Below are 21,606 nucleotides of genomic sequence, written 5' to 3' on the forward strand. Positions count from 1 at the left end.
AATTAAACTTTAAATTTATTAATCACTAGAAATTCGCAATGAATTCAATGACTCAATAGAATGTATCTTCATTTTCAGCCATCTCAACCAATTTAGTTGCCGGAGTATACTTATCACCAAGCTTAGTTTTGTAATGCTGTAAACGCTCCACAACCAATTTTGCACCGAGCTTATCCATATAGTGGAAGGGACCACCAAGAAATGGTGGAAACCCGATACCAAATATTGCACCAATATCTCCATCCCTTGGATTGCGGATAACTCCTTCTTGTAAACACATAACAGCTTCATTTAGCATCAACATTACGCAGCGCTCAGATATCTCTGCCCCACTCATGCTTTGCTCAGGTTTTATGCCAAGCAATTCATAAACGCTCTCATCCACTTCTTTACCTGGTTTTTTGCCTGAATAAGCATAGAAACCACGTTTGTTCTTTTTCCCTTTACGATCATCGGCAAGTACTTTATCAAACGCATCTGCTGATTTAAATCGGTCACCAAATTGAGCCATTAAAATAGGAATAATTTTAGTACCTACATCAATGCCAACTTCATCTAGTAACTTAACCGGTCCCACAGGAAAACCAAATTTCACTAGGGAATTATCAATATGCTCAATTGGCTCGCCTGCTAATAAAATATTAGCCGCTTCGTTCATGTAAGGCGCAAGAATACGATTAACGTAAAACCCTGCTCCATCTTTTACCACTATTGGGGTTTTACCCTGTTTGCGGGCCAATTCCACGGTAGTGGAAATGGTTTTATCTGAGGTCTTGTCATGAGCAATCACTTCCGCTAACGGCATTTTATCTACCGGAGAAAAGTAATGCAGACCAATAACTTGTCCAGGGCGAGATGCCTTCTCTGCAATTTGACCAATGGGAATAGAAGATGTGTTAGAAGCAAAAATTGTATTTTCATTACAGTTCTCTTCTACATCTTTCACCATTGCCTGTTTTAAGGCAAGATCTTCAAAAACCGCTTCAATAACCACATCGGTATCTTTAAATCCCGAGTAGTCGACACTTCCAGTTAACAACGACATTTGTTGTTGCATTTCTGACTTGCGCATAAACCTACGTTTGACCTTTTTATTCAAAAGATCAAAAGAGTATTTCATGGCATTGGCCACGCCCTCTGAACGTATATCTTTGATTCTAGCTGGTAAGCCAGCTTTGGTAGCAGTTACAAACGCAATACCACCGCCCATTAGTCCACCGCCTAGAATGCCAACCTTTTTCAACTGACCAGGTTCTACGCCACTCACGCCTGTTTCTTTTTTCATTTCAGTGGTCGCAAAAAAGATATTGCGCAACTGTTCAGATTCAGGGGTCATAACCAAATAAGCAAAATTCTTAGCTTCCACTGACATACCTGTATCTATGCCTTTATTGATGCCTGTTTCGATACAATCAATAATCAGTTCAGGTGCCGGATAATTGCCTTTGGTCTTACTTAAAGTTTGTTTTCTGGCTTGTTTGAAAAGTGTATTTCGACCCACAGGGGTTTTCTCTAAGAACTGACTGGTCAAATTCATTTTGAGCGGCTTACGCGATGGCTTTGACTTCAACGCCATTTCGGTCGCCACCTCCATCAGGATCGAATGTGGCACCATATCATCAACAATACCGTATTTAAGCCCCTGCTTAGCCCTTACAGGTGCACCTGTAAGCATCATTTTCATGGCTTGCTGAATACCTATCAAACGAGGTAAACGTTGAGTGCCACCGCTTCCAGGCAACAAACCTAATTGCACTTCTGGTAAACCCAACTGAGTTTTTTTATCGTCACTGCATACTCTGGAGTGACAAGCTAATGCTAACTCAAGGCCGCCGCCCAGTGCTGGTCCATGAATTGCTGCAACAAAATGAACCCGCATATTTTCAATACGCTGAAATATTTGCTGTCCACCGGTGGCAATCACTTCTACGTCATGAGCAGTTTCACATGACGCCAACATGCTAATGTCAGCTCCGGCAATGAAAGAGTTCTCTTTGCCGCTAACAACCACTACACCTTTAATTTTACTATTACTCTCGATTTCATCTAAGATCACGGAAATTTGCTCGCCAAATTCCATTTTTAGTGTGTTCATCGACTCACCTGGCACATCGATAGTTAAAATCGCTACACCATTATCTTGCACGTCCAGAGTGAAGGCGCTATTTGTTTGAGATGCTTCAGGCACTTGAGATTCTTCGCCTACTTGTGTTTCTTCAGTCTCTATATTCGCTTTTTCCACGGAATTCCCCTTACTCTGTTTCAACAATCATAGCGGCACCTAGTCCGCCAGCAGCACATGCAGTTACCAAACCGGCCCCACCGCCTTTGCGGTTAAGGTCGTTTAACATTTGGGTGATCATTCGCGTACCCGTTGCTGCAAATGGGTGCCCATAAGCAATAGAACTTCCCATTTGATTAAATTTATCCATATCGATTTCACCCGTTGCTTTGCTTCTACCAAGCTTTTGTTGGGCAAACTTGTCGCTGGCAAACATTTTAAGATTCGCCAAGGTTTGTGCTGCGAAGGCTTCGTGCATTTCGATTAAAGTTAGATCGTTTAGGGTCATTCCCGCTCTATCTAGAGCAATAGGTGACGCATACGACGGTCCCATTAGCATATCTTCCCACACGTCTATAGCAGCAAAAGCATAGCTGCGAATGTACCCTAAAGGTTTATAACCTAATTCTTTAGCGCGGCTTTCAGTCATCATAACGATGGCAGATGCTCCGTCAGTCAAAGGCGTAGCATTGGCAGCTGTCACTGTGCCGTGCTTCTTATCAAAAACAGGACGAAGCTTGGCGTAACCTTCTAAGGTTGAATCAAATCTCACGTTGTTATCTTTTTCCAACGCCCCTTTGTAAGGTTCTGCGTAAGCGGTCATCACTTCATCGGCTAAATTCCCATCATTCCAGCTTTTCGCTGCCAAGGAATGAGAACGATGAGCAAGAGCATCTTGATCTTGACGGGAAATATTATGGGTTTTTGCCATTTGCTCTGCAGTTTGTCCCATGGATAACCCCGTGGAATACTCAGCTACAGCAGGTGGAACAGGTAATAAGTCTTTAAAACCAAGCTTTTTAAATACATTCCATTTTTGACCAAGGGTCTTGGTTTTTTGCAAGTCAGTTAGTGCTCTAGCTAAGTTTTTAGAAACCCCAATTGGCGATACCGAAGTAGAATCCGCTCCCCCAGCAATACCAACGGCGATATTGCCTGCCATCATAGATTCAGCGATATTAACTGTGGCTTGAAAACTAGTGGCGCAAGCTCTTGAAACTGAATAGGCATCTGTATGCACATTCATTCCAGTACCTAGTACGACTTCTCGAGCAATGTTAGGCGCTTCAGGCATTTGTACAACTTGACCATATACCAATTGTTCCACTAAATTAGCGTCTAGGTTATTGCGAGTCATCATTTCATTAACGACTAACTTTCCTAAATCAACAGCGGGCACGCCATGAAAATAGGTCGCCATTTTCGCAAAAGGGGTGCGTAGACCCGCCACTATGGCAATCCTATCGCCACTGCGGGTAGTAACTGTTTGTTTTGCTGACATTGTTTGTCCTCATTTTTTTGCTAGCCAGAGTGGTCTGACCTGTAAAGTATAACGCAATTGTACAGAGTGTTAGATAAATTTCAAATTCTAGTTAACAAATTAACTTTTCGCATCGATTCCTGACTATTTATGCGATTTGTAACATTGTATTTCTAAAAGGGAACCTTATATAAAAAGATGTGTCAGTATGTAGCGCAAAATGCAGATAGCAATTATCACGTTTTATCCTTTTTCATCCTAGTTAGGACAAATTAATGGCAGTTGAACAATTCAAACGACTACAGGCGTACCTAGATTCGCAAGTCATCGGACAAAACAACCTAACCCACAATATTATGATTGCCTTATTGGCAAATGGACATTTACTGGTTGAAGGTCCTCCTGGACTAGCTAAAACCCGAGCGGTAAATGCATTAGCCCAAGGAATTGAAGGTGATTTTCATCGTGTTCAATTTACCCCAGATCTTCTTCCTGCCGATTTAACCGGTACTGATATTTATCGTCCTGAGACGGGAGAATTTGTTTTTCAAAAAGGGCCTTTGTTCCACAACCTAGTACTTGCAGATGAGATCAATCGTGCTCCAGCTAAAGTTCAATCGGCTTTGCTAGAAGCTATGGCAGAAAAGCAAATCACAGTAGGCAATAAAACCTATCCACTGTCCGACTTGTTCTTAGTAATGGCCACACAGAATCCAATTGAGCAAGAAGGAACCTACCCATTACCTGAAGCCCAACTTGACCGCTTCTTAATGCATTTAGAAATAGATTATCCCGGTGCAGAAACCGAGTTAGAAATTTTACGTTTAACGCGAGATGAAGCCCTCGGAAGCCAAAAAGCTAACGCAGATATAATGAATCAAGCAGATATTTTTGCCGCGCGCAAAGAGGTGCTGCAAATTCATTTAGATGAAGCCTTAGAAAACTATATTGTGGAATTAATCATAGCTACTCGTACACCGGAGAAATATGATCCGCAACTGGCTAAATGGATTGAGTTTGGGGCTAGTCCAAGGGCTACTATTTCCTTAGACAAGTGTGCTCGAGCACATGCTTGGTTGATGGGTCGAGAATTTGTAGGCCCAGACAATATTCGCGCAGTATTCCATAACGTATTACGCCATAGATTATTGCTCAGTTATGAAGCCGAAGCTGAAGGTATCGACGCAAATCAGCTTTTGGACCGTATTTTAACACTTGTTCCAGTACCATAGATTTTATCCTATGCAAGATGTATCAAACTGGTTGACTCGGTTGCATGCTGATGGTGTTTCCCTAAACATCAAAGAGTTATTGTATTACCAAAAAAAAACTAGCCTGCTTAATTTATCCCCCCGGAAAACGATTCAATCAAAGTTAGCGGGGAGCTATTTGGCAAAAACCAAAGGTCGCGGAATGGAATTTGATGAAGCTCGTCACTACCAACCCGGTGACGACATCAGAGCCATAGATTGGCGAGTTACGGCCCGTTCAGGTAAGACTCACACAAAGTTATACAGAGAAGAAAAAGAGCGACCCATTTTTATTTTGGCAGATCTTTCTCCTTCCATGCACTTTGGTACTCAACTTTTTTATAAATCTGTTCAGGCTGCCCATTTAGCGGCGCTAATTGCATGGTCAGCAACCAATCGTGGTGACAGGATTGGTGGTTTAGTGTTTAACCAACACCAACATCGAGAATTTAAACCACTGACACGAAAAAAAGCGGTTTTAGGCTTGCTGCATGGATTAATTGAGGTGCATCAGCCGAATAACCTGCAACCAGGCAACTTTCAGTTTTCTGATGCCTGTGCACGTATACGCAGACTAGTTCACCCAGGTAGTTTAGTGTTTGTTTTAAGTGATTTTCAAAACCTCAATGAGGGGGCAAAACAACACCTAAGTCGCATTTCAAGGCATAGTGAAGTGATTGCTTATTCGATAACTGATCCCTTTGAACATGCCTTACCTAAGGTAGCTAACGCCCAAACTGTTGAAATCACTGATGGGCTCGATCAGCAAACTTTAGTGTTAGGAGAAAAAAACGTTTCTCTGCAATATCAGCGTTCACATCAACAACAATATGAACAAATATCCCGTACATTGCAGCAATGTAAAACCCAATTATTAAACGTCAGTGCGGCTAGCCCCATTGAACAACAGTTGGTTGGAAATCGTGGAGAGAGCGCATGAATCCACTCGATCAATTAGCCGACATTCAGTTACCTCAAGATGTAAGTATTTGGCCTCTTGCTTGGGGATGGTGGGTGTCTGCAATTTTAGTTTTACTCATCTTAGTCAGTATTATTTATGGCACCCGACTCTACTTATTAAATCGAAAGGCGAAAAAGGCAGCCATTGCGGCGCTTTCGGCCATTGATTTGAGTCAGAAAAATGCGATTTCACAGATTAATATTGTGCTAAAACGTGCAGTGTTAAGTTACTTCCCAGAAGAACAAGTTGCCTCTTTACATGGGCCACAGTGGAGCGCATTTTTAACCAGTCATTTATCGCAAAAGCAACAACAGTATATGCAACAGAAGATTGAAGAATTGGTCGATTCGTTATATCAACAAAAAGCAGAAAAAGATCCTCAACAAGCTGCCCTGACCGCAAAAACATGGTTAACCTCTGCATTGCCACCAAAACGAAAATCAAAGGACGTAACGGCGATGAAGGAGGCTGCAAATGTTTGAGTTTGCTTGGTGGTGGGTACTATTTGCATTACCACTGCCGCTGTTAGCGCTGTTGCTACCTAAAAAGGACTCTCAGCAAGGGGCTGCGTTACGTGTACCTGCTTTGACTGACAATATCCAAACAAGTACTAAAAAAGTGGGTCCCAACCGAATAAATTTGATCCTCGCTATTTTAGCTTGGATAGCCTTAGTTGTTGCCGCAGCTCGTCCACAGTGGTTAGGCGAACCGGTGAATATTCCTTCAGAGGGACGGGATTTAATGCTAGCGGTTGACCTATCTGGCAGTATGAATCAAGAAGATATGGTAGTGAATGGTCGCCGCGTAAACCGTTTAATCATGATTAAAAGCGTATTAAGTGACTTTATTGAAAGACGTGTTGGCGACCGACTTGGTTTAATCTTGTTCGCAGATACAGCTTATTTACAAGCTCCCCTCACCTACGATAGAAAAACCGTCGAACAATTACTGTTAGAAAGTCAAATTGGTTTGGTAGGTGAACAAACCGCAATTGGCGATGCAATAGGACTTTCCATAAAACGTTTCGCTAGTAAGGAAGAGTCTAACAAAGTCATTATTTTATTGACCGATGGACAAAATACCGCCGGTAATATAACCCCTGCGCAAGCTAACGAATTGGCTATCAATAATGACGTCACAGTCTACACCATAGGTGTGGGCGCTGATTCGATGATTACCCAAGGGATTTTTGGCCAACGACAAACTAATCCTTCAAGAGATCTCGACGAGAAAATGCTAACTGAACTGGCAGAGTCCACTGGTGGACAATACTTTAGAGCCAAGGACACCCAATCTTTGCAACAAATTTACAGCATTTTAGATGCCTTAGAGCCCATCGAAAGAGAAAATCGACAGATGCGCCCACTACAAGCGCTTTATTTCTACCCATTAATGTTAGCGCTTATTTTAAGTTTTTTAATTGGTGTTAAAAGTGTTTTGCCATGGATAAAGCAGCGTCTGTTTGGGAGGCTACAATGATTGATTGGAATAGCTTTCATTTTTTAAGACCGGAATGGTTTTTTGCACTAATCCCCTTATTATTGTTGATAATTTTGTTGATGAACATTCATAGACGTCAATCTGGATGGCAATCTGTGGTGGCAAGCCATCTTTATCAGCATCTTATTTCAGAAAAAGGTAATAGCCAAAGACGTCCGCCTTTTACCCTAGTAGCATTGGGTTGGATTATTGCAGTTACCGCTTTAGCTGGACCGACTTGGGAGCGACTCCCACAACCCGTGTTTCAACTCAATGCGGGGAAGGTGGTAGTATTGGATATGTCCATGTCCATGCGTTCTGCGGACTTGAAGCCTGACAGGTTAACTCGAGCCAAATATAAAGCGATTGATTTAATAAATGAAATTGCAGAAGGTGATGTTGGTTTAGTGGCATATGCTGGCGATGCGTTTACCATCAGCCCATTGAGTTCTGACGCTCAAAATTTAACGACTTTACTGCCTAGCCTAACACCGGAGATCATGCCAGTTTCTGGCAGTGAGCCCTACCTTGGTCTTAAAATGGCCGCCGATTTGTTAAAAAATGCCGGTTTTCTAGAAGGTGAAATATTTTGGATCACCGACGGTGTCGAGGTTTCTCAGTTAGCTGAACTCAATAGTTATATTGAAATCCTGCCCTATCGCATTTCCATTTTAGGTGTGGGTTCGGCCCAAGGAGCGCCTATTCAATTGCTCGATGGCGACTTCTTGAAAGACGATCGGGGCGCAATTGTGGTGCCTAAGATGGATGCACAAATATTGTCAGGCTTAGCTCGCAAAAGTGGCGGTAAGTTTTATGCTATTTCAGCAAATGACAGTGATATTAAATATCTAACTCAGCAAAACCTAATTAATCGCGAAACCATGTCGAATAAAGATGACAGTGAACAGTTCGGCGATGAGTGGCAAGAAGCTGGCCCCTATTTGCTTTTACTTTTATTACCCATAGCGGCATTTGCATTTCGAAGAGGTTACGTCGCAATCTTTGTTGTTATGATGATGGGCAATGCTTTCACACCTCAACCAGCATTTGCTAAAGGGTGGCAAGATTGGTTTAAGAACAGTGACCAACGAGGATTAGAAGCCCTGCAAAACGAGCAGTATGAGCAGGCCGCAAATGAGTTTAAAAACCCAATGTGGCAAGGTGCCGCCCAGTACAAACAAGGAAACTATCAAGCAGCCTTAGATGCGTTCTCCCAAGCCGAAGGTCCCCAAGCCCTTTACAATCAAGGAAATACTTTAGCGCAACTTGGTGAACTCGATGAGGCCATAAAGCGATATGACGAAGTTCTTGAGCAGCAACCTGACCATGCTGACGCCTTGAAAAACAAAGAAATTCTTGAACAGTTAAAGGAGCAGCAAGAACAACAGGAGCAGGAGCAACAACAAGATCAACAAGGAGACGACTCTGAAAATCAACAGTCTGAAGATCAGCAATCGGAACAACAGGATGGTCAAGATCAGCAGTCTCAACAGGATCAACAAAGCCAAGAGCAGCAAAATCAAGATCAGCAATCCCAACAAGATCAACAGAATCAAGAGCAGCAACAGCAGTCACAGAACGAACAAGACTCCGAGCAAAATCAGCAAGATTCTCAACAAGAGGATGCTAAGCAAAATGATTCAGAGCAAGAAGCTCAAGCTGAACAGCAAAAAAGCGATGAAAAGCAACAAAACGAACAACAACAAACTGCAGAACAATTGCAACAAGCAGACGAACCAATGACGGATGAAGAGCGTGAAGAAATGCAGAGAATGCAAAACTTATTGAATCGTGTCCCCGATGATCCGTCCTTTTTATTAAAACGCAAAATGCAATTGGAAAATCAACAAAGACGTCGTCAACGTACGCCAAGCCAGTCGAAGAGGAATTGGTAACATGTTAGTTAAATTGTTAACCCGTAAAACCCTGTTATTTACCCTGTTGCTTTTTAGCTTAATAAAAGTAACTGCTGTATATGCTCAAGTAGATAGCGTGACCGCCAGCGTGGACAAAAACCCAGCAATGGCAGATGAATCTATTGTGTTATCAGTGGTTGCCTATGGCAGTGCTAACAACGCTGATTTTGACCCTAGTGTGTTAGAAGACGACTTTGTTGTGGGTCGAACCTCAGTGAGCACGCAAACTCGTGTGATTAATTTTGATACCACACGCTCGACTACCTGGACAACCATTTTAATCCCGCGCCAAGAAGGAACCTTTACAATTCCAGCCTTCGATGTGGGCGGTAAATCAACGCAACCTATAACCGTTAGAATTATTCCCGTTTCCGCAGCAAGTAATAATAAAGCTCGAGAAGCCTTTATCACTGCTGAAGTAGATGTTGGCCAACCTTATGTACAACAAATGGTGAAATATAAGGTAAAAATCCATCTAGCCACCAGTTTGCAGCGAGGAAGTTTGTCTGAACCTATTTTGGAAAACGCAGATATAAGTCTTATTGGAAAAGATAAAGATTATTCTGAAATTGTCGATGGCCAACGCTACCGCATAATCGAACGCAATTACGCCGTAATCCCGCAAACTAGTGGCCAAGTTAAAATTAAAGGCCCATTGTTCGAAGCAGAAATCATTGATCGTAGCCAAAATAGCTTTAGTTACTTTAATCAGACTCGTCCTATTAACCGCGTTGCTCCAGACGTTGTTTTAGATGTGCAACCTATCCCATCGGATTTCGACGGACATTGGTTACCCAGTGAGTTTGTGCAATTAAATGAAGAGTGGCAACCTGATTTATCACAAGCCACTGTAGGCGAGCCTATTACTCGAACCCTTACGTTATCTGTTTTGGGTGTTTCAGAACAACAATTACCGCAAATTTCAGGCCGTTATCCACCTGATTTTAAGGTTTATCCTGATCAAGCTACAACCGCCTCGGTTACTCGAGAAGATAATGTCATTGCTCAACGGGTAGAAAATATTGCAATCATTCCAAATCGCGCTGGAAATTTTGTTTTACCGCCAGTGAAAGTAGCCTGGTTTAATACCTTAACCAAACAAACCGAATACGCAGAATTACCAGCGCGCAGCATTGAAGTGGCGGCATCCACGACATCTACTCAAACCAACACTCTGCCTGAGACACCTACCCCAGTGTTGGAACCTCAGTCTCCTAGTAATTTGGATAATGACAGCAGCAGTCCATTGACTCCTAAGGTAATAACCGTAACCGAAAAATCCATTTGGAGTATTAGTAGTTGGGTTCTTCTTGTAGTTTGGCTGTTAACGCTAGTGCTTTGGTGGTTTACCCGCAAGCCTAGAACAGCTGCTCATTCAACGCCCCAAGAGTTGCATACCAGTGAGTTAGAGACTGAAAATTGGAAACAACTCAAATCTACATTGAAGGGACATAAATCGAGTGAAATTTACCCTGCATTTCTTAAATGGCAGTCCAGCTTAGCGGATTCTTATAACACAAAATTGTTCGATGAAAATGATATTTCAAGCTCAGAGTTGCAAGAAGAGCTGAAATCAATGTTCGCCAGTCAATATGCGCAAGGTGACAAAAATTGGAAAAGTGATACCCTAGCAGCCGTGTTAGCACGTTTACGTCAAAATATAATAAAAAATAAAAACAATTCGTCTTCGTTGCATCCTCTATATGCTTCCCAACGGGTTGTGACTTAACGCCAGGAAAAGTACATCATGAAAAATTTAAAACAATTTGTTCCATTAAGCCTGATTTCACTTGGACTCATTGCTTGCTCTGAACCGGCGCAAAACGTTACGCCAGATACGCAAACTCATGTTGAAAAACCACTCAATGAACAAGTTGAAGTCAGCGAGTCGGAAAAGCTTGCTACGTATTTCGCAGATATGTTCAAAGCAGATTTGAAACGCTCTCCTATGTCTCAAAGTTATTTAGGGTATAAATGGGACTACGGTAAGTGGGACGATATTTCTGACCATGCCGCAGATCAAGATGTAGCCATTTTGCAGGAACGATTAAAAGACTTAGAGGGCTTCGATAAAGAGCAACTTAATCAGCAAGAAAAAATGAGCTTAGAAATTGCTAAAGTCGATATTCAACGTCGTTTGGAAAATGATAAATATAGACATCATACCTATATAATGGATCAATTCCGCGCCTATCATACGGTGGTTCCTAGCTTTTTAGTGAATATCCACAGAGTCAAAGATGTTAAGGATGCTGAGGCGTATATTTCTCGCTTAGACAAAGTAGACGAACTTTTTGGGCAAGTAATAGAGCAACTTAAAATTAGACAAGAGTTAGGTGTTTTCCCACCGAAATGGTCTTACGATCAAATGATTCAAGCATCACAAAATGTGATTAGCGGAAACCCGTTTATTGAATCAGCAGAAGACTCCACCATTTGGAATGATTTTCAACAAAAATTGGAAGAGTTAGATATTTCTAACGCCGAAAAAACTGGCTTGAAAAAACAAGCTAGAGATGCGCTGCAGGAGTCTGTTTTACCGGCTTATCAAGCACTAATTGGCGAGTTGGAAATTCAACGAGAACTATCCCCAGAGGGTGATGGTGTTTGGCGCTTACCCGACGGTGACAAATGGTATGACAACCGTTTAGCTTGGTTTACGACAACGGATCTCTCTGCTCAAGAAGTTCACGATATCGGCCTTAAACATGTAGAGCGTATCCATACATTGATGCAAGAAATTATGGATAAAGTGAATTTTGAAGGTTCACTTCAAGAATTCTTCCACTTTATGCGCACCAGTGATCAATTCTATTACTCAAATGATGACACTGGCCGTGAGCAGTATTTAGCTGATGCCACTGCCCTCATCGATGTAATGAAAGACAAAATTCCAGAGTATTTTGGATTAATCCCTCAAGCAGACATGATTGTGAAACGTGTGGAACCCTTCCGCGAAAAATCTGCAGGTAAAGCATTTTATCAAAGTCCGTCAAAAGACGGCTCAAGACCGGGTAGCTACTACGCTAACTTATATAATATGAAAGATATGCCAACCTATCAGATGGAAGCTTTGGCTTATCATGAAGGTATTCCTGGACATCATATGCAACGAGCTATTGCTCAAGAATTAGATGGTATTCCTGAATTCCAAAAGTACGTATCTTTCACTGCGTATACTGAAGGTTGGGGATTATATTCCGAAGAATTAGCCAAAGATATGGGCTTCTATCAAGACCCTTATTCTGACTTTGGACGATTAGCTATGGAGCTTTGGAGAGCCTGCCGTCTAGTGGTGGATACCGGTATTCATTCGCAAAAATGGAGTCGTGAAAAAGCCATTCAATATCTTGTAGACAATACACCAAATCCTGAGGGTGATTCGGTTAAAGCAATTGAACGTTACATCGCTATGCCAGGCCAAGCCACCGCATATATGATTGGTAAGCTAAAAATCATGGAACTACGTGATTATGCTAAGCAAATATTAGGCGAAAAGTTCGATATTAGCGGATTTCATGACGAAATCTTAAAGGACGGTCCAGTCCCTCTTAATATATTAGAAGATAAGATAAAAGCTTGGGTAGATAGTCAGAAATAACTATACTGACTAAGCGAAGACATTTATTAGAAAATCCGGTCACCGCCGGATTTTTTATTGTCTATTACTTTATGAATAGTTAGGGTGATAGCCTAGATTTCATGCAATCATTTTTTAAATTTAATTCTTTTACTAATCATAAACTTAATAAAAAAGGTTTAAGAACTTATGTTTTTTCGAAAGCAATCTGCCAATGACTCGGTCTCTGATGATGTGGTAGCAAAACAAAAACGATACGAGGCACTGGTACATAGCCTTCATGCCGATATATTTCGGTATGCTTACTGGTTGGTAAAAGATAAAGCTGTAGCTGAAGATATTGTTCAGGAAACTTTTTTACGTGCTTGGAAATCGTTGGATTCACTTAAAGATGAAAAAGCTGCTAAGTCTTGGTTAATAACCATTCTTCGACGCGAAAATGCTAGAAGATTTGAACGTAAACAGTTTGATTTAGTCGACATGGATGATGTGACATTGGAAGGGGATAATTTGTCAAACGAATTAGAAATTGAGTATCAAGAACTCAGGTTACTAATGGCAGGTTTAAACGAAGAATACCGAGAACCCCTCATACTTCAGGTTATGTACGGTTATAGCGGAGACGAAATTGCTCAGCAATTAAACCTAAACAAAAATACAGTAATGACCCGATTATTTAGAGCCCGCAGTCAATTAAAGGAAGCTTTAGAGAAATCAAATAACAGTAGAGGTTATAAAAATGGATGATTTAACATTCCGTCGTACCATTTACGCAGACCCTAATTGTGCTGATGACGACGTAATACAGGCAGCGAAAGAAGATCCCCAGAAGCAACAATTTTGGGACGAGGTTAAACAGCTAGACGAATCTATTGCTAAAGCGGCTAGCATTTCTGTTCCAGATAACTTAGCTGAAAAGTTAATTTTAAGACAATCCACAGAAGTGGTTAAAACACAGCGAACTAAAAGTCGTATACATTTAGCAGTAGCGGCATCAGTAGCCTTTGTTATTGGTATTAGCGTTAGCCTGTTTCAACAACCAACAGGGATTGACTTAGGCGAGCATGCATTAGCCCACGTTACTCAAGAGGGAAATGGATATGCGCTGCAAGTCGATGGTGATTTCTCCTTAGATAATGTCAATGTTCAGTTGGCTAATCTTGGGGCAGAGTTCACTCAAAAAGTAGGCCGAATTTATTTTGCTAATTTTTGTGTATTCGACAATGTTCGCAGTTTCCATATGGTTTTGGAGTCTGAAGATGGTGAAAAGATAACGGTTTTTGTTGTGCCGCAAACTAACGATATGCATAGCAATGAAAACTTCTCTGGCAATCATTTGAAAGGCCAAATGTTTAGCAGCCATCAAGCTAACGTTATTGTCGTTGGTGAACACGGTAAGTCCGTAGGGAAAATGAAAGAGAAATTGCAAAAAACACTACGTTTTAGTGCTTAGTAATTTTTTGAAAACGTTTACTTAAAACTCATCAGCTGATGCTAACTTATATAGGTTAGCATCAGCTGACATTAAGCTAGCCCTACTCTCATCAGAATTGTTTCATCATTCTGTCATCATAATCATTAGCATTTAAAGATAAATTATATTGAGCGGCCATTGCATTGAGTTCAACTTGATGAATCGCTAACTCTTCCATGGTAATAGTATTATCATCGAGTTGCCAAAGTTGCCGAGAGCCTGCATAGCAGTATTGCAAAGTAATCAATGCATTCACATCTCCAGTTTGCGCTGCGGCCTTAATTTTCGTCATTTTACGATTAATTTTATTCAGTGCTTTTTTCAATTCCCAAACATAAACAACTTCAGTCATGAACTCATGAGTTCGGTATTTATTTAATAGCCAAGCAATGCTGATTGCGGTAATTAATACGCCGAGGAAATTCCAATGAAAATGACTGCCACGTTCATCAGGAAATAACAATATGAGCAGTTGAGAAATACCTAAACTGCCGGCAGCAAAGGTGATCACACAGGCAATAATAATTCGATTTAAGCGTTTACGATAAAGTGCTTTGTTAATATCTGTAAGGTGCATAATTAGCTGAGTACAACGTTAATAAATATTTTAATGTATGCAATTGTAACTAAGTTACTCTGTTAACTAAAAAGTATTTTATACTAGTTGCGAATAAATCTAATTTCGGTAAATAACGAAGGAAAAATCTCGTGAAGAAGATTACATATGTGTTATTGATAAGCTGTTGTTTTATGTTTAGTACATTTGCCTCTGAACAGGCACTCGATGTCCCCATACCGGAGCTGAAAAACTATCAGGTTAATAATACTAAAATGGTGAGCTCGGGGTTACCGACTAAACAACAATTACAACAGTTACAGAAGTTAGGTTTACACAATGTTGTTGATTTAATTCCCGGGGATAGAACAGAGCATCAAAGTTTAATCGATAGTATTCAATTGAATTATCATAACATTGCTGTTGAGTGGGAAAATCCCACCCTTGAGAATTTTCAAGAATACGTTTCAGTAATGCAAAGATTTAGGCAAAATGAAGGGGTAACCCTCACCCATTGCCGTGTCAATATGCGAGGCTCGGTTTTCACTTATTTATACCAGGTAACGCAACTACACATACCAGAAAAAGTTGCGCGCCAAGATATGTTAGCAATTTGGCAACCAAATGAGATTTGGTTAGGCTTTATTGACAAGGTTTTAACCACTTATGAATATCAAAATAAATTTAACAGGACAAAATAAATGAATGGCACTCAACGCTCGAATATCAAGATAGGCGCGAATGTGTCGATTGTTTTAAAACAAGATCAGCGCAGCGGTAATCTTACCCAAGGCATTGTTTCCGCCATACTCACTAAGTCACCTAACCACCCTCACGGCATTAAGGTGCGTCTGGAAGATGGTCAAGTTGGCAGAGTTAAGCAAATAGAGTCTTAACATCAACTCAACTTTAGGTTTAAAAACAGCTATTTGCTCAATTAAAAATCAAATAATTCAGACAAAAGCTATTTAAAAACGAGTGTGAGTGCTGTATAAACGCGCCATGAAAATTCCAAAACGTTTACAACCATTAGTCGAAGACGGACTTATTGATGAAGTGCTTTACCAGCTTATGAGCGGTAAAGAGGCGACTGTGTTTGTGGTAAAAAGTCAAGGCGAAATCCGTTGCGCCAAAGTATACAAAGAAGCAATGCAGCGTAGCTTTAAAAAAGCCGCGCAGTATCAAGAAGGCCGTAAAGTAAAAAATAGTCGTCGCGCTAGAGCCATGGAGAAAGGCTCTAAGTTTGGTAGAAAGCAACAAGAAGATGCATGGCAAAATGCCGAAGTAGACGCACTATTCACCCTTTCCAAAGCTGGCGTCCGCGTGCCCCAACCTTTCGGTTGTTATGATGGCGTGTTATTGATGGAACTCGTCACCGTTGATAATGGTGAAGTTGCCCCCCGTTTAAACGACGTTTCGATGTCTCAAGAACAAGCCCTAGAAGATCATGCTCAGGTCATGTTTTATGTGATGCTGATGTTATGTTCTGGTTTAGTCCACGGAGATTTATCGGAGTTCAATGTGTTGGTTGATGATTATGGCCCAGTGATCATTGACTTGCCTCAAGCGGTCAACGCAGCGGCGAATAATAATGCATTTAGTATGCTTCAGCGGGACGTACGTAATATGACAGAATATTACGGAGAGTTTGCCCCAGAGTTGCTTAACACACATTACGCCGAAGAAATGTGGGCATTATTTGAGGCTGGTGAATTGACTCCAGAGACCGAATTAACTGGACAGTTTGAGTTCGATCAAAGTGCAGCTGATGTGGATAATGTATTAGAAGAAATAAAAGCCGCGTTTGCTGAAGAAGAAGAACGCTTAGCACGTATTCGCGCCGCTAACAGCGATGAATAGGCCAAGCGTATACATACACCCGTTCTGTTTAATACCAATTTACCCACGAACTTTTTAATAACGCATATCATCTGGTATAGGCAGATTTTTACTAAGTGGTGCAGGACGTTTGCCTTTGCCGCTCTTGAAGGTTTTAACCTGATAAACATAAGCTAATACTTGGGCGACAGCCATAAATAATTTCTCTGGTATTTCGCTATTTGCCTCAGTGGTGTGGAATATCGCCCGTGCCAACGGTGGTGAAGAGATAATGGGAATACCATGTGCCCCTGCTATTTTACGAATATGCATGGCTAATTCATCAGCCCCTTTGGCAACCAAAATAGGCGCGGTAGCGCCGTTTTTATCGTATTTTAAAGCAACTGAAAAGTGCGTTGGGTTAGTAACAATGACATCGGCTTTTGGTACCTCTTGCATCATTCGTTTCGCCGCAGCTTGATATTGAAGTTTGCGAATTCGACTTTTTACTAGAGGGTCACCCTCAGAATTTTTGCGTTCATCTTTGACTTCTTGTTTGGTCATTTTCATTTGTTTGTCATGTTTCCAAGTCTGATAGGGGACATCAAAGGCCGCAATCGGAATTAACGCACAACATAAGAATAAAAATGCCCATGCCAATAGATCCATAGCGTGAAAAAGATTGCGTGGATATAACTCCATATCTAAATGCAATGCTTCATCTTGGAAAACCACGAAAGCGATATAAGCTGCAGATGCGACCACCACAAACTTAGCAATAGCTTTAAGCAACTCCACCAAACCATTAATACCAAACATCCGTTTAAAACCGGCCAATGGGTTAATTTTACTGGCTTTGGGTTTAGTTGATTGCCAAGTGAAATTATACCCACCTAAAGCGATACTACCGTAAATACCGGCAATCATAGCTATTATCAAAAAGAACAATACCGGAATGCTGATGGTTTCAAAGGCGTATCCCCATGCTTGAAACATATGGTTAAAATCGTAACTTTCATCTCTGGAAAGACTAAAGGTTCTCTGCATCACTTGATACAATGCACTGGCGATGCGTTCGCCAATTAACAAAAACGCGATAGCGCTTCCCACCAAGACCAAGGTGGTGGACAATTCACGGGATCGGGCAATCTGACCTTTTCTTCGGGTGTCGCCTTTCTTTTTTGCCGTGGGGTCTTCTGTTTTTTCGCTTGAATCAGCCATCTATGCTTTCCTCAATTCGCGCATACTTGCAGCAAATTACACATCAACTGTTGAGCTCTTTGCCATTGTAATTCGAAATGATGGGTGAAGTTATCCATGGTTAACCAGATAATTAATAAGCCCATAATTTGCGCGATGGCAAAACCAATACTAAAAATGTTCAATTGCGGCGCGGCCTTTGTCATTACACCGAACGCTAGGTTCACCAGTAATAAGGAGACAATAGGCGCTAAAGAAAGTGTTACCGCGGCAACAAACATCCAACTCGCCCAATGGGCAATTTCTTTAAACTGTTCAGGTTGAAACCAAGCTTCGCCAATGGGAAAAGCCTCAAAACTCATCACTACCATACGGATCATTGCCAAGTGACCGTCCAATGCCCAAAACAACAGGGTAGCTAAAATCAGATAGAACTGACCTACTGCTGGTACATTAATTCCATTAACAGGGTCAACAATTGAGGCAAAACCCAGACCGGTTTGCATTGCTACCACTTGCCCTGCGATTACAAAGGTATCGAGCATCATGGCTGAAATAAACCCAATTGCTAAACCAATAATTAATTGCTGTATAATCAATACAAAAGTACTGACAGAAAATATCTCAGAGATATCCACCGGCGGCACCACAGGCATGATTAAGAGGGTAAGAAAAAGCGTCAACAAAGTACGAATGGGAGTAGGAACCGTTTTCGCACTAATTCCCACCATCGCGGCAAACATACCAGAGATACGCATAAATGGCAGTAACATGTCTGCCATATAATCGGTAATGGTTGAAGCTGCAAATTCCAAAAAACTACCCCACGACTTCTGGTATTCGTTCAACCATGGTGAACGTAAAGTCCATTAGTTTTTGCACCAGCCAATGGCCTCCCCAACTCAAAACTAAGAGAGTCACAATCAAACGGGGTAAAAAACTCATGGTTTGTTCATTGATCGACGTTGCTGCTTGGAATACCGCAACAATCAGGCCCACGAATAAACTCGGTAAAATAATCGCCGAAACCAACAAAATAACCATTTGCAGAGCTTCTTTTAAAATTTCGACGAAGACTTCTGGTGACATAGTTTATCCTCCCTACCCTAAGCCAAAGCTTGTCGCTAAAGTGCCAAAAATCAGATTCCAACCATCGACTAACACAAATAGCATCAGCTTGAAGGGCAAAGACACTATCATCGGCGATAACATCATCATCCCCATTGCCATTAGGATGGATGCCACCACTAAATCTAAGATGAGAAAGGGAATAAACAGCATAAAACCTATTTGAAACGCAGTTTTTAACTCACTTGTCACAAACGCAGGGATCAACACGTTCATAGGCACTTCAGATGGGTCATCAAACTGGCCTTGCATATCGCCTAACTGAACAAAGGTCTCTAAATCTTTGATACGAGTCTGAGACAGCATAAAGGCGCGCATTGGCACTTTAGCCTGCTCGTATGCTTCTAAGGAGGTCATTTCTTCATTAAGATAGGGTTGCAAGGCATTTTCGTTGATCTGTTCAAATACCGGCGCCATGATAAACATTGATAAAAACAAACTCACACCAATCAATATTTGATTTGAAGGTGACTGCTGTAAACCTATGGCCTGACGCAAAATTGACAGTACAATAATAATTCGCGTAAACGAGGTCATCATCATCACAAAGGCAGGCAACAAGCTCAGTGCGGTCATTATTGCCAGCACTTGTAACGTCATAGTGTAATCTTGAGTACCGTCTGGATTTGTGGTGATGGTTAACGCATCCACACCAGGTGCCGCTAATGCGTCGGTAGGAGCCAATAAAATGGCACTTAACAATACAAGTAAATATTTAATCATTCTCTTGTCCACTTTTTTGCGGTTGGCTTTTATCAAAGTTAGGGTTAATTTTACCGGCAAGTGCTTGGGTTAACTTATCTTTAAAGCTCTCTGAAGTGGAACTAGAAGGTTTTTCTAAGGACTGCTCAAGCTTCGCTAAGTGATTGATATTTGTCGCAGTTACGCCAACTAAATGCTGCTCATTACCGACTTCGATAACCATAATGCGTTCTCGGGTGCCGGCCACCATAGATGCCACGACTTGAAGCTGACCATTTCCCGTAGCAGTGACATTAAACCGTCGCATTAGCAACGCCAACACCACAACAATCACAATAACCAATAATAATGATAGGAAAATTGACACTACTGAAGTAGGGTTTGAAAGGCTATCGACTTGCGCGAAAGCACTTTTAGAAAGGCTAAATAATGGGCTTAGAATAATCCAAACCCATGTTTTATATAAGTTTTTATTACCTAAGCTTTTTGATTCTCTCGATTTGACTAATAACATCCGTTAACCGAATCCCAAATTTATCGTTGACGACCACTACCTCTCCATGAGCAATCAACGTGCCATTTACTAACACATCAAGAGGTTCGCCTGCGACTCGGTCTAACTCAACAACGGATCCTTGGTTCAATTGTAATAAATTACGGATACTAATATGACTGCGTCCAACTTCCATAGAAATCGTAACAGGTATATCTAAAATGGTATCGAGTTTTTTCTTTTCTTTTTGGGTGATAGGCGCATCTTCCGATAATTCATCCAGTTCAGCTACCGACACGTCAGCTTCTTTATCGCCTGCGTTACCTTCTGCACCTTCCTCGTCAGCTTGTTCAGCCATGGCTGCAGCCCAGTCGTCCATTGCATCATCTTCACTCATTGTTCTTTACCTCGTTGTTGCAGACGTTCATAAGTCTTCCTCAAGTATAGAAAGCTCAGCATCACTGTCTATTCGGCGTCCGCCTTTCGTTAATAATTGCAATTCAGATTTAACTGAAGTGGGTCGTGGAATTTTCTCAGTAATTTTCACTGCTATATTGTCCCGAGAACGACCTAGTTTGGCTCTAAATGTAGGTAGGTCTTCAATTAAAACCGTAATTGTTTCAGGCATTTCAATGGGAATAATATCCCCAGCTTCAAAATTCATTAATCGTTGTAAGGAGATATCCACATCTAACATATGGGTTGAAACCGCCACTGTAACATCGAGAATTTCATCCCGAAGTGCTTTACTCCAGCGCAGATCCGTATCTTCCTTATCGCTTTGCACACCTGCATCTAGGAGCTCCCTAATGGGCTCTAACATGGAGTACGGCAAAGAAACGTGGAAATCACCACCACCGCCATCTAATTCGATATGGAAAGAACTAATGACCACCACTTCAGTTGGACTGACTATATTGGCCATTGCTGGGTTCACTTCTGAGTCTAAATACTCAAAAGAAACATCCATAACCGGAGCCCAAGCTTCTTTATAATCCTCAAATATCAACTTTAGTAACATTTGGGTTATACGGCGCTCTGTAGGGGTAAATTCGCGACCTTCAATTTTTGCATGATAACGACCATCACCACCAAAAAAGTTATCCACTAAAATGAAAACAAGACGTGCTTCCATAGTAATTAAACCAGTGCCTTTGAGTGGTCTGAAACGCACCATGTTTAAACTGGTAGGGACAAACAACGTATGAATGTATTCGCCAAACTTAATCATTTGAATACCGTTGATAGACACTTCTGCAGAACGACGCATCATATTAAACAAGCTCACCCGCATGTGCCTTGCAAATCGCTCATTAACAATTTCCAACGTGGGCATCCGACCACGCACAATGCGGTCTTGTGAAGAAAAGTCATACTCGATCATCGAACCATCGGTTTCGAGATCTTCGGTATCCTCTTCTTCAACATCATCAACGCCGTGAAGTAGCGCGTCAATTTCGTCTTGTGATAATAAATCGCTCAAAGTTTTGCTCGCTTAAATCAACAT

22 protein-coding genes are annotated in these 21,606 nt (G+C 41.4%); 12 read left to right on the forward strand and 10 right to left on the reverse strand.

Annotation, left to right across the window (positions count from 1 at the left end):
- Positions 1-52: 52 nt before the first annotated feature.
- Together fadJ and fadI are read right to left on the reverse strand one after the other, a co-directional pair.
- Positions 53-2,188: a fatty acid oxidation complex subunit alpha FadJ gene (fadJ, locus tag AB6T38_RS05600; protein ID WP_372546623.1), complete on the reverse strand. Its 2,136-nt coding sequence runs from the start codon at positions 2,186-2,188 to the stop codon at positions 53-55.
- Between the two features lie 64 nt (positions 2,189-2,252).
- Positions 2,253-3,563, reverse strand: a complete 1,311-nt coding sequence (gene fadI / locus AB6T38_RS05605) for an acetyl-CoA C-acyltransferase FadI (protein ID WP_372546372.1) — start codon at positions 3,561-3,563, stop codon at positions 2,253-2,255.
- A 254-nt stretch (positions 3,564-3,817) separates the two neighbouring features.
- Here fadI and AB6T38_RS05610 point away from each other — a divergent pair, with 254 nt between their 5' ends.
- The 9 genes from AB6T38_RS05610 to AB6T38_RS05650 all read left to right on the forward strand — a co-directional run bounded on the left by AB6T38_RS05610 (position 3,818) and on the right by AB6T38_RS05650 (position 14,181).
- Positions 3,818-4,774 carry an AAA family ATPase gene (locus AB6T38_RS05610; protein WP_372546373.1) on the forward strand — a complete coding sequence of 319 codons (957 nt, stop codon included), beginning with the start codon at positions 3,818-3,820 and terminating at the stop codon, positions 4,772-4,774.
- Between the two features lie 10 nt (positions 4,775-4,784).
- Positions 4,785-5,732: a DUF58 domain-containing protein gene (locus tag AB6T38_RS05615; RefSeq protein WP_372546374.1), complete on the forward strand. Its 948-nt coding sequence runs from the start codon at positions 4,785-4,787 to the stop codon at positions 5,730-5,732.
- Positions 5,729-6,235: a DUF4381 domain-containing protein gene (locus tag AB6T38_RS05620; RefSeq protein WP_372546375.1), complete on the forward strand. Its 507-nt coding sequence runs from the start codon at positions 5,729-5,731 to the stop codon at positions 6,233-6,235. Before AB6T38_RS05615 ends, AB6T38_RS05620 begins: the two co-directional genes overlap by 4 nt.
- Complete coding sequence (locus AB6T38_RS05625) at positions 6,228-7,232, forward strand: VWA domain-containing protein (protein ID WP_372546376.1); 1,005 nt, start codon at positions 6,228-6,230, stop codon at positions 7,230-7,232. The genes AB6T38_RS05620 and AB6T38_RS05625 overlap by 8 nt, the downstream gene beginning before the upstream one ends.
- A complete protein-coding gene (locus AB6T38_RS05630) occupies positions 7,229-9,127 on the forward strand; it encodes a VWA domain-containing protein (protein ID WP_372546377.1) in 1,899 nt (632 codons plus the stop codon). The genes AB6T38_RS05625 and AB6T38_RS05630 overlap by 4 nt, the downstream gene beginning before the upstream one ends.
- A gap of 1 nt (position 9,128) precedes the next feature.
- A complete protein-coding gene (locus AB6T38_RS05635) occupies positions 9,129-10,877 on the forward strand; it encodes a BatD family protein (RefSeq protein WP_372546378.1) in 1,749 nt (582 codons plus the stop codon).
- Between the two features lie 18 nt (positions 10,878-10,895).
- A complete protein-coding gene (locus tag AB6T38_RS05640) occupies positions 10,896-12,749 on the forward strand; it encodes a DUF885 family protein (RefSeq protein WP_372546379.1) in 1,854 nt (617 codons plus the stop codon).
- Between the two features lie 168 nt (positions 12,750-12,917).
- Positions 12,918-13,475, forward strand: coding sequence for a sigma-70 family RNA polymerase sigma factor (locus tag AB6T38_RS05645; protein ID WP_348492786.1), 558 nt, complete (start codon positions 12,918-12,920; stop codon positions 13,473-13,475).
- Positions 13,468-14,181 carry a DUF3379 family protein gene (locus AB6T38_RS05650; protein ID WP_372546380.1) on the forward strand — a complete coding sequence of 238 codons (714 nt, stop codon included), beginning with the start codon at positions 13,468-13,470 and terminating at the stop codon, positions 14,179-14,181. Before AB6T38_RS05645 ends, AB6T38_RS05650 begins: the two co-directional genes overlap by 8 nt.
- Before the next feature lie 91 nt (positions 14,182-14,272).
- On the opposite strand, the gene AB6T38_RS05655 is transcribed toward AB6T38_RS05650, so the two are convergent.
- Positions 14,273-14,779: a DUF3087 domain-containing protein gene (locus AB6T38_RS05655; protein WP_372546381.1), complete on the reverse strand. Its 507-nt coding sequence runs from the start codon at positions 14,777-14,779 to the stop codon at positions 14,273-14,275.
- A 131-nt stretch (positions 14,780-14,910) separates the two neighbouring features.
- On the opposite strand from AB6T38_RS05655, the gene AB6T38_RS05660 reads away from it, so the two are divergent.
- From AB6T38_RS05660 to AB6T38_RS05670, 3 genes are all read left to right on the forward strand, one after another.
- Complete coding sequence (locus AB6T38_RS05660; RefSeq protein ID WP_372546382.1) at positions 14,911-15,459, forward strand: hypothetical protein; 549 nt, start codon at positions 14,911-14,913, stop codon at positions 15,457-15,459.
- Positions 15,460-15,654 (forward strand): YwbE family protein, encoded by a 195-nt coding sequence (locus AB6T38_RS05665; RefSeq protein ID WP_372546383.1) that lies wholly within the window; start codon positions 15,460-15,462, stop codon positions 15,652-15,654.
- A 106-nt stretch (positions 15,655-15,760) separates the two neighbouring features.
- Complete coding sequence (locus tag AB6T38_RS05670; RefSeq protein WP_372546624.1) at positions 15,761-16,618, forward strand: PA4780 family RIO1-like protein kinase; 858 nt, start codon at positions 15,761-15,763, stop codon at positions 16,616-16,618.
- A 54-nt stretch (positions 16,619-16,672) separates the two neighbouring features.
- On the opposite strand, the gene flhB is transcribed toward AB6T38_RS05670, so the two are convergent.
- From flhB to fliM, 7 genes are read right to left on the reverse strand one after another with little or no spacing between them, the layout of a single operon-like run.
- Complete coding sequence (gene flhB / locus AB6T38_RS05675) at positions 16,673-17,797, reverse strand: flagellar biosynthesis protein FlhB (RefSeq protein ID WP_372546384.1); 1,125 nt, start codon at positions 17,795-17,797, stop codon at positions 16,673-16,675.
- An 11-nt stretch (positions 17,798-17,808) separates the two neighbouring features.
- Complete coding sequence (fliR, locus tag AB6T38_RS05680; protein WP_372546385.1) at positions 17,809-18,591, reverse strand: flagellar biosynthetic protein FliR; 783 nt, start codon at positions 18,589-18,591, stop codon at positions 17,809-17,811.
- A 4-nt stretch (positions 18,592-18,595) separates the two neighbouring features.
- Entirely contained in the window at positions 18,596-18,865 is a 270-nt protein-coding gene (gene fliQ, locus AB6T38_RS05685) for a flagellar biosynthesis protein FliQ (protein ID WP_348492779.1), read from the reverse strand.
- Between the two features lie 12 nt (positions 18,866-18,877).
- The gene (gene fliP, locus AB6T38_RS05690) at positions 18,878-19,627 is read right to left on the reverse strand and encodes a flagellar type III secretion system pore protein FliP (RefSeq protein ID WP_372546386.1); all 750 of its coding nucleotides are present in this window, start codon (positions 19,625-19,627) and stop codon (positions 18,878-18,880) included.
- Positions 19,620-20,120 (reverse strand): flagellar biosynthetic protein FliO, encoded by a 501-nt coding sequence (gene fliO, locus AB6T38_RS05695; protein WP_372546387.1) that lies wholly within the window; start codon positions 20,118-20,120, stop codon positions 19,620-19,622. The genes fliP and fliO overlap by 8 nt, the downstream gene beginning before the upstream one ends.
- Positions 20,080-20,496 carry a flagellar motor switch protein FliN gene (gene fliN, locus AB6T38_RS05700; protein WP_372546388.1) on the reverse strand — a complete coding sequence of 139 codons (417 nt, stop codon included), beginning with the start codon at positions 20,494-20,496 and terminating at the stop codon, positions 20,080-20,082. Before fliN ends, fliO begins: the two co-directional genes overlap by 41 nt.
- A gap of 27 nt (positions 20,497-20,523) precedes the next feature.
- Complete coding sequence (gene fliM / locus AB6T38_RS05705; RefSeq protein ID WP_372546389.1) at positions 20,524-21,582, reverse strand: flagellar motor switch protein FliM; 1,059 nt, start codon at positions 21,580-21,582, stop codon at positions 20,524-20,526.
- Positions 21,583-21,606 lie beyond the last annotated feature (24 nt).

Origin of the sequence: Aliiglaciecola sp. SL4 (assembly GCF_041538045.1) — a bacterium.
Classification (GTDB): domain Bacteria; phylum Pseudomonadota; class Gammaproteobacteria; order Enterobacterales; family Alteromonadaceae; genus Aliiglaciecola.

Coding starts and splice junctions, on each gene's coding strand:
- fadI (WP_372546372.1), bottom strand. CDS start 3,563: ATGTCAGCAAAACAAACAGTTACTACCCGCAGTGGCGATAGGATTGCC.
- AB6T38_RS05610 (WP_372546373.1), top strand. CDS start 3,818: ATGGCAGTTGAACAATTCAAACGACTACAGGCGTACCTAGATTCGCAA.
- AB6T38_RS05615 (WP_372546374.1), top strand. CDS start 4,785: ATGCAAGATGTATCAAACTGGTTGACTCGGTTGCATGCTGATGGTGTT.
- AB6T38_RS05620 (WP_372546375.1), top strand. CDS start 5,729: ATGAATCCACTCGATCAATTAGCCGACATTCAGTTACCTCAAGATGTA.
- AB6T38_RS05625 (WP_372546376.1), top strand. CDS start 6,228: ATGTTTGAGTTTGCTTGGTGGTGGGTACTATTTGCATTACCACTGCCG.
- AB6T38_RS05630 (WP_372546377.1), top strand. CDS start 7,229: ATGATTGATTGGAATAGCTTTCATTTTTTAAGACCGGAATGGTTTTTT.
- AB6T38_RS05635 (WP_372546378.1), top strand. CDS start 9,129: ATGTTAGTTAAATTGTTAACCCGTAAAACCCTGTTATTTACCCTGTTG.
- AB6T38_RS05640 (WP_372546379.1), top strand. CDS start 10,896: ATGAAAAATTTAAAACAATTTGTTCCATTAAGCCTGATTTCACTTGGA.
- AB6T38_RS05645 (WP_348492786.1), top strand. CDS start 12,918: ATGTTTTTTCGAAAGCAATCTGCCAATGACTCGGTCTCTGATGATGTG.
- AB6T38_RS05650 (WP_372546380.1), top strand. CDS start 13,468: ATGGATGATTTAACATTCCGTCGTACCATTTACGCAGACCCTAATTGT.
- AB6T38_RS05655 (WP_372546381.1), bottom strand. CDS start 14,779: ATGCACCTTACAGATATTAACAAAGCACTTTATCGTAAACGCTTAAAT.
- AB6T38_RS05665 (WP_372546383.1), top strand. CDS start 15,460: ATGAATGGCACTCAACGCTCGAATATCAAGATAGGCGCGAATGTGTCG.
- AB6T38_RS05670 (WP_372546624.1), top strand. CDS start 15,761: ATGAAAATTCCAAAACGTTTACAACCATTAGTCGAAGACGGACTTATT.
- flhB (WP_372546384.1), bottom strand. CDS start 17,797: ATGGCTGATTCAAGCGAAAAAACAGAAGACCCCACGGCAAAAAAGAAA.
- fliQ (WP_348492779.1), bottom strand. CDS start 18,865: ATGTCACCAGAAGTCTTCGTCGAAATTTTAAAAGAAGCTCTGCAAATG.
- fliP (WP_372546386.1), bottom strand. CDS start 19,627: ATGATTAAATATTTACTTGTATTGTTAAGTGCCATTTTATTGGCTCCT.
- fliO (WP_372546387.1), bottom strand. CDS start 20,120: ATGTTATTAGTCAAATCGAGAGAATCAAAAAGCTTAGGTAATAAAAAC.
- fliN (WP_372546388.1), bottom strand. CDS start 20,496: ATGAGTGAAGATGATGCAATGGACGACTGGGCTGCAGCCATGGCTGAA.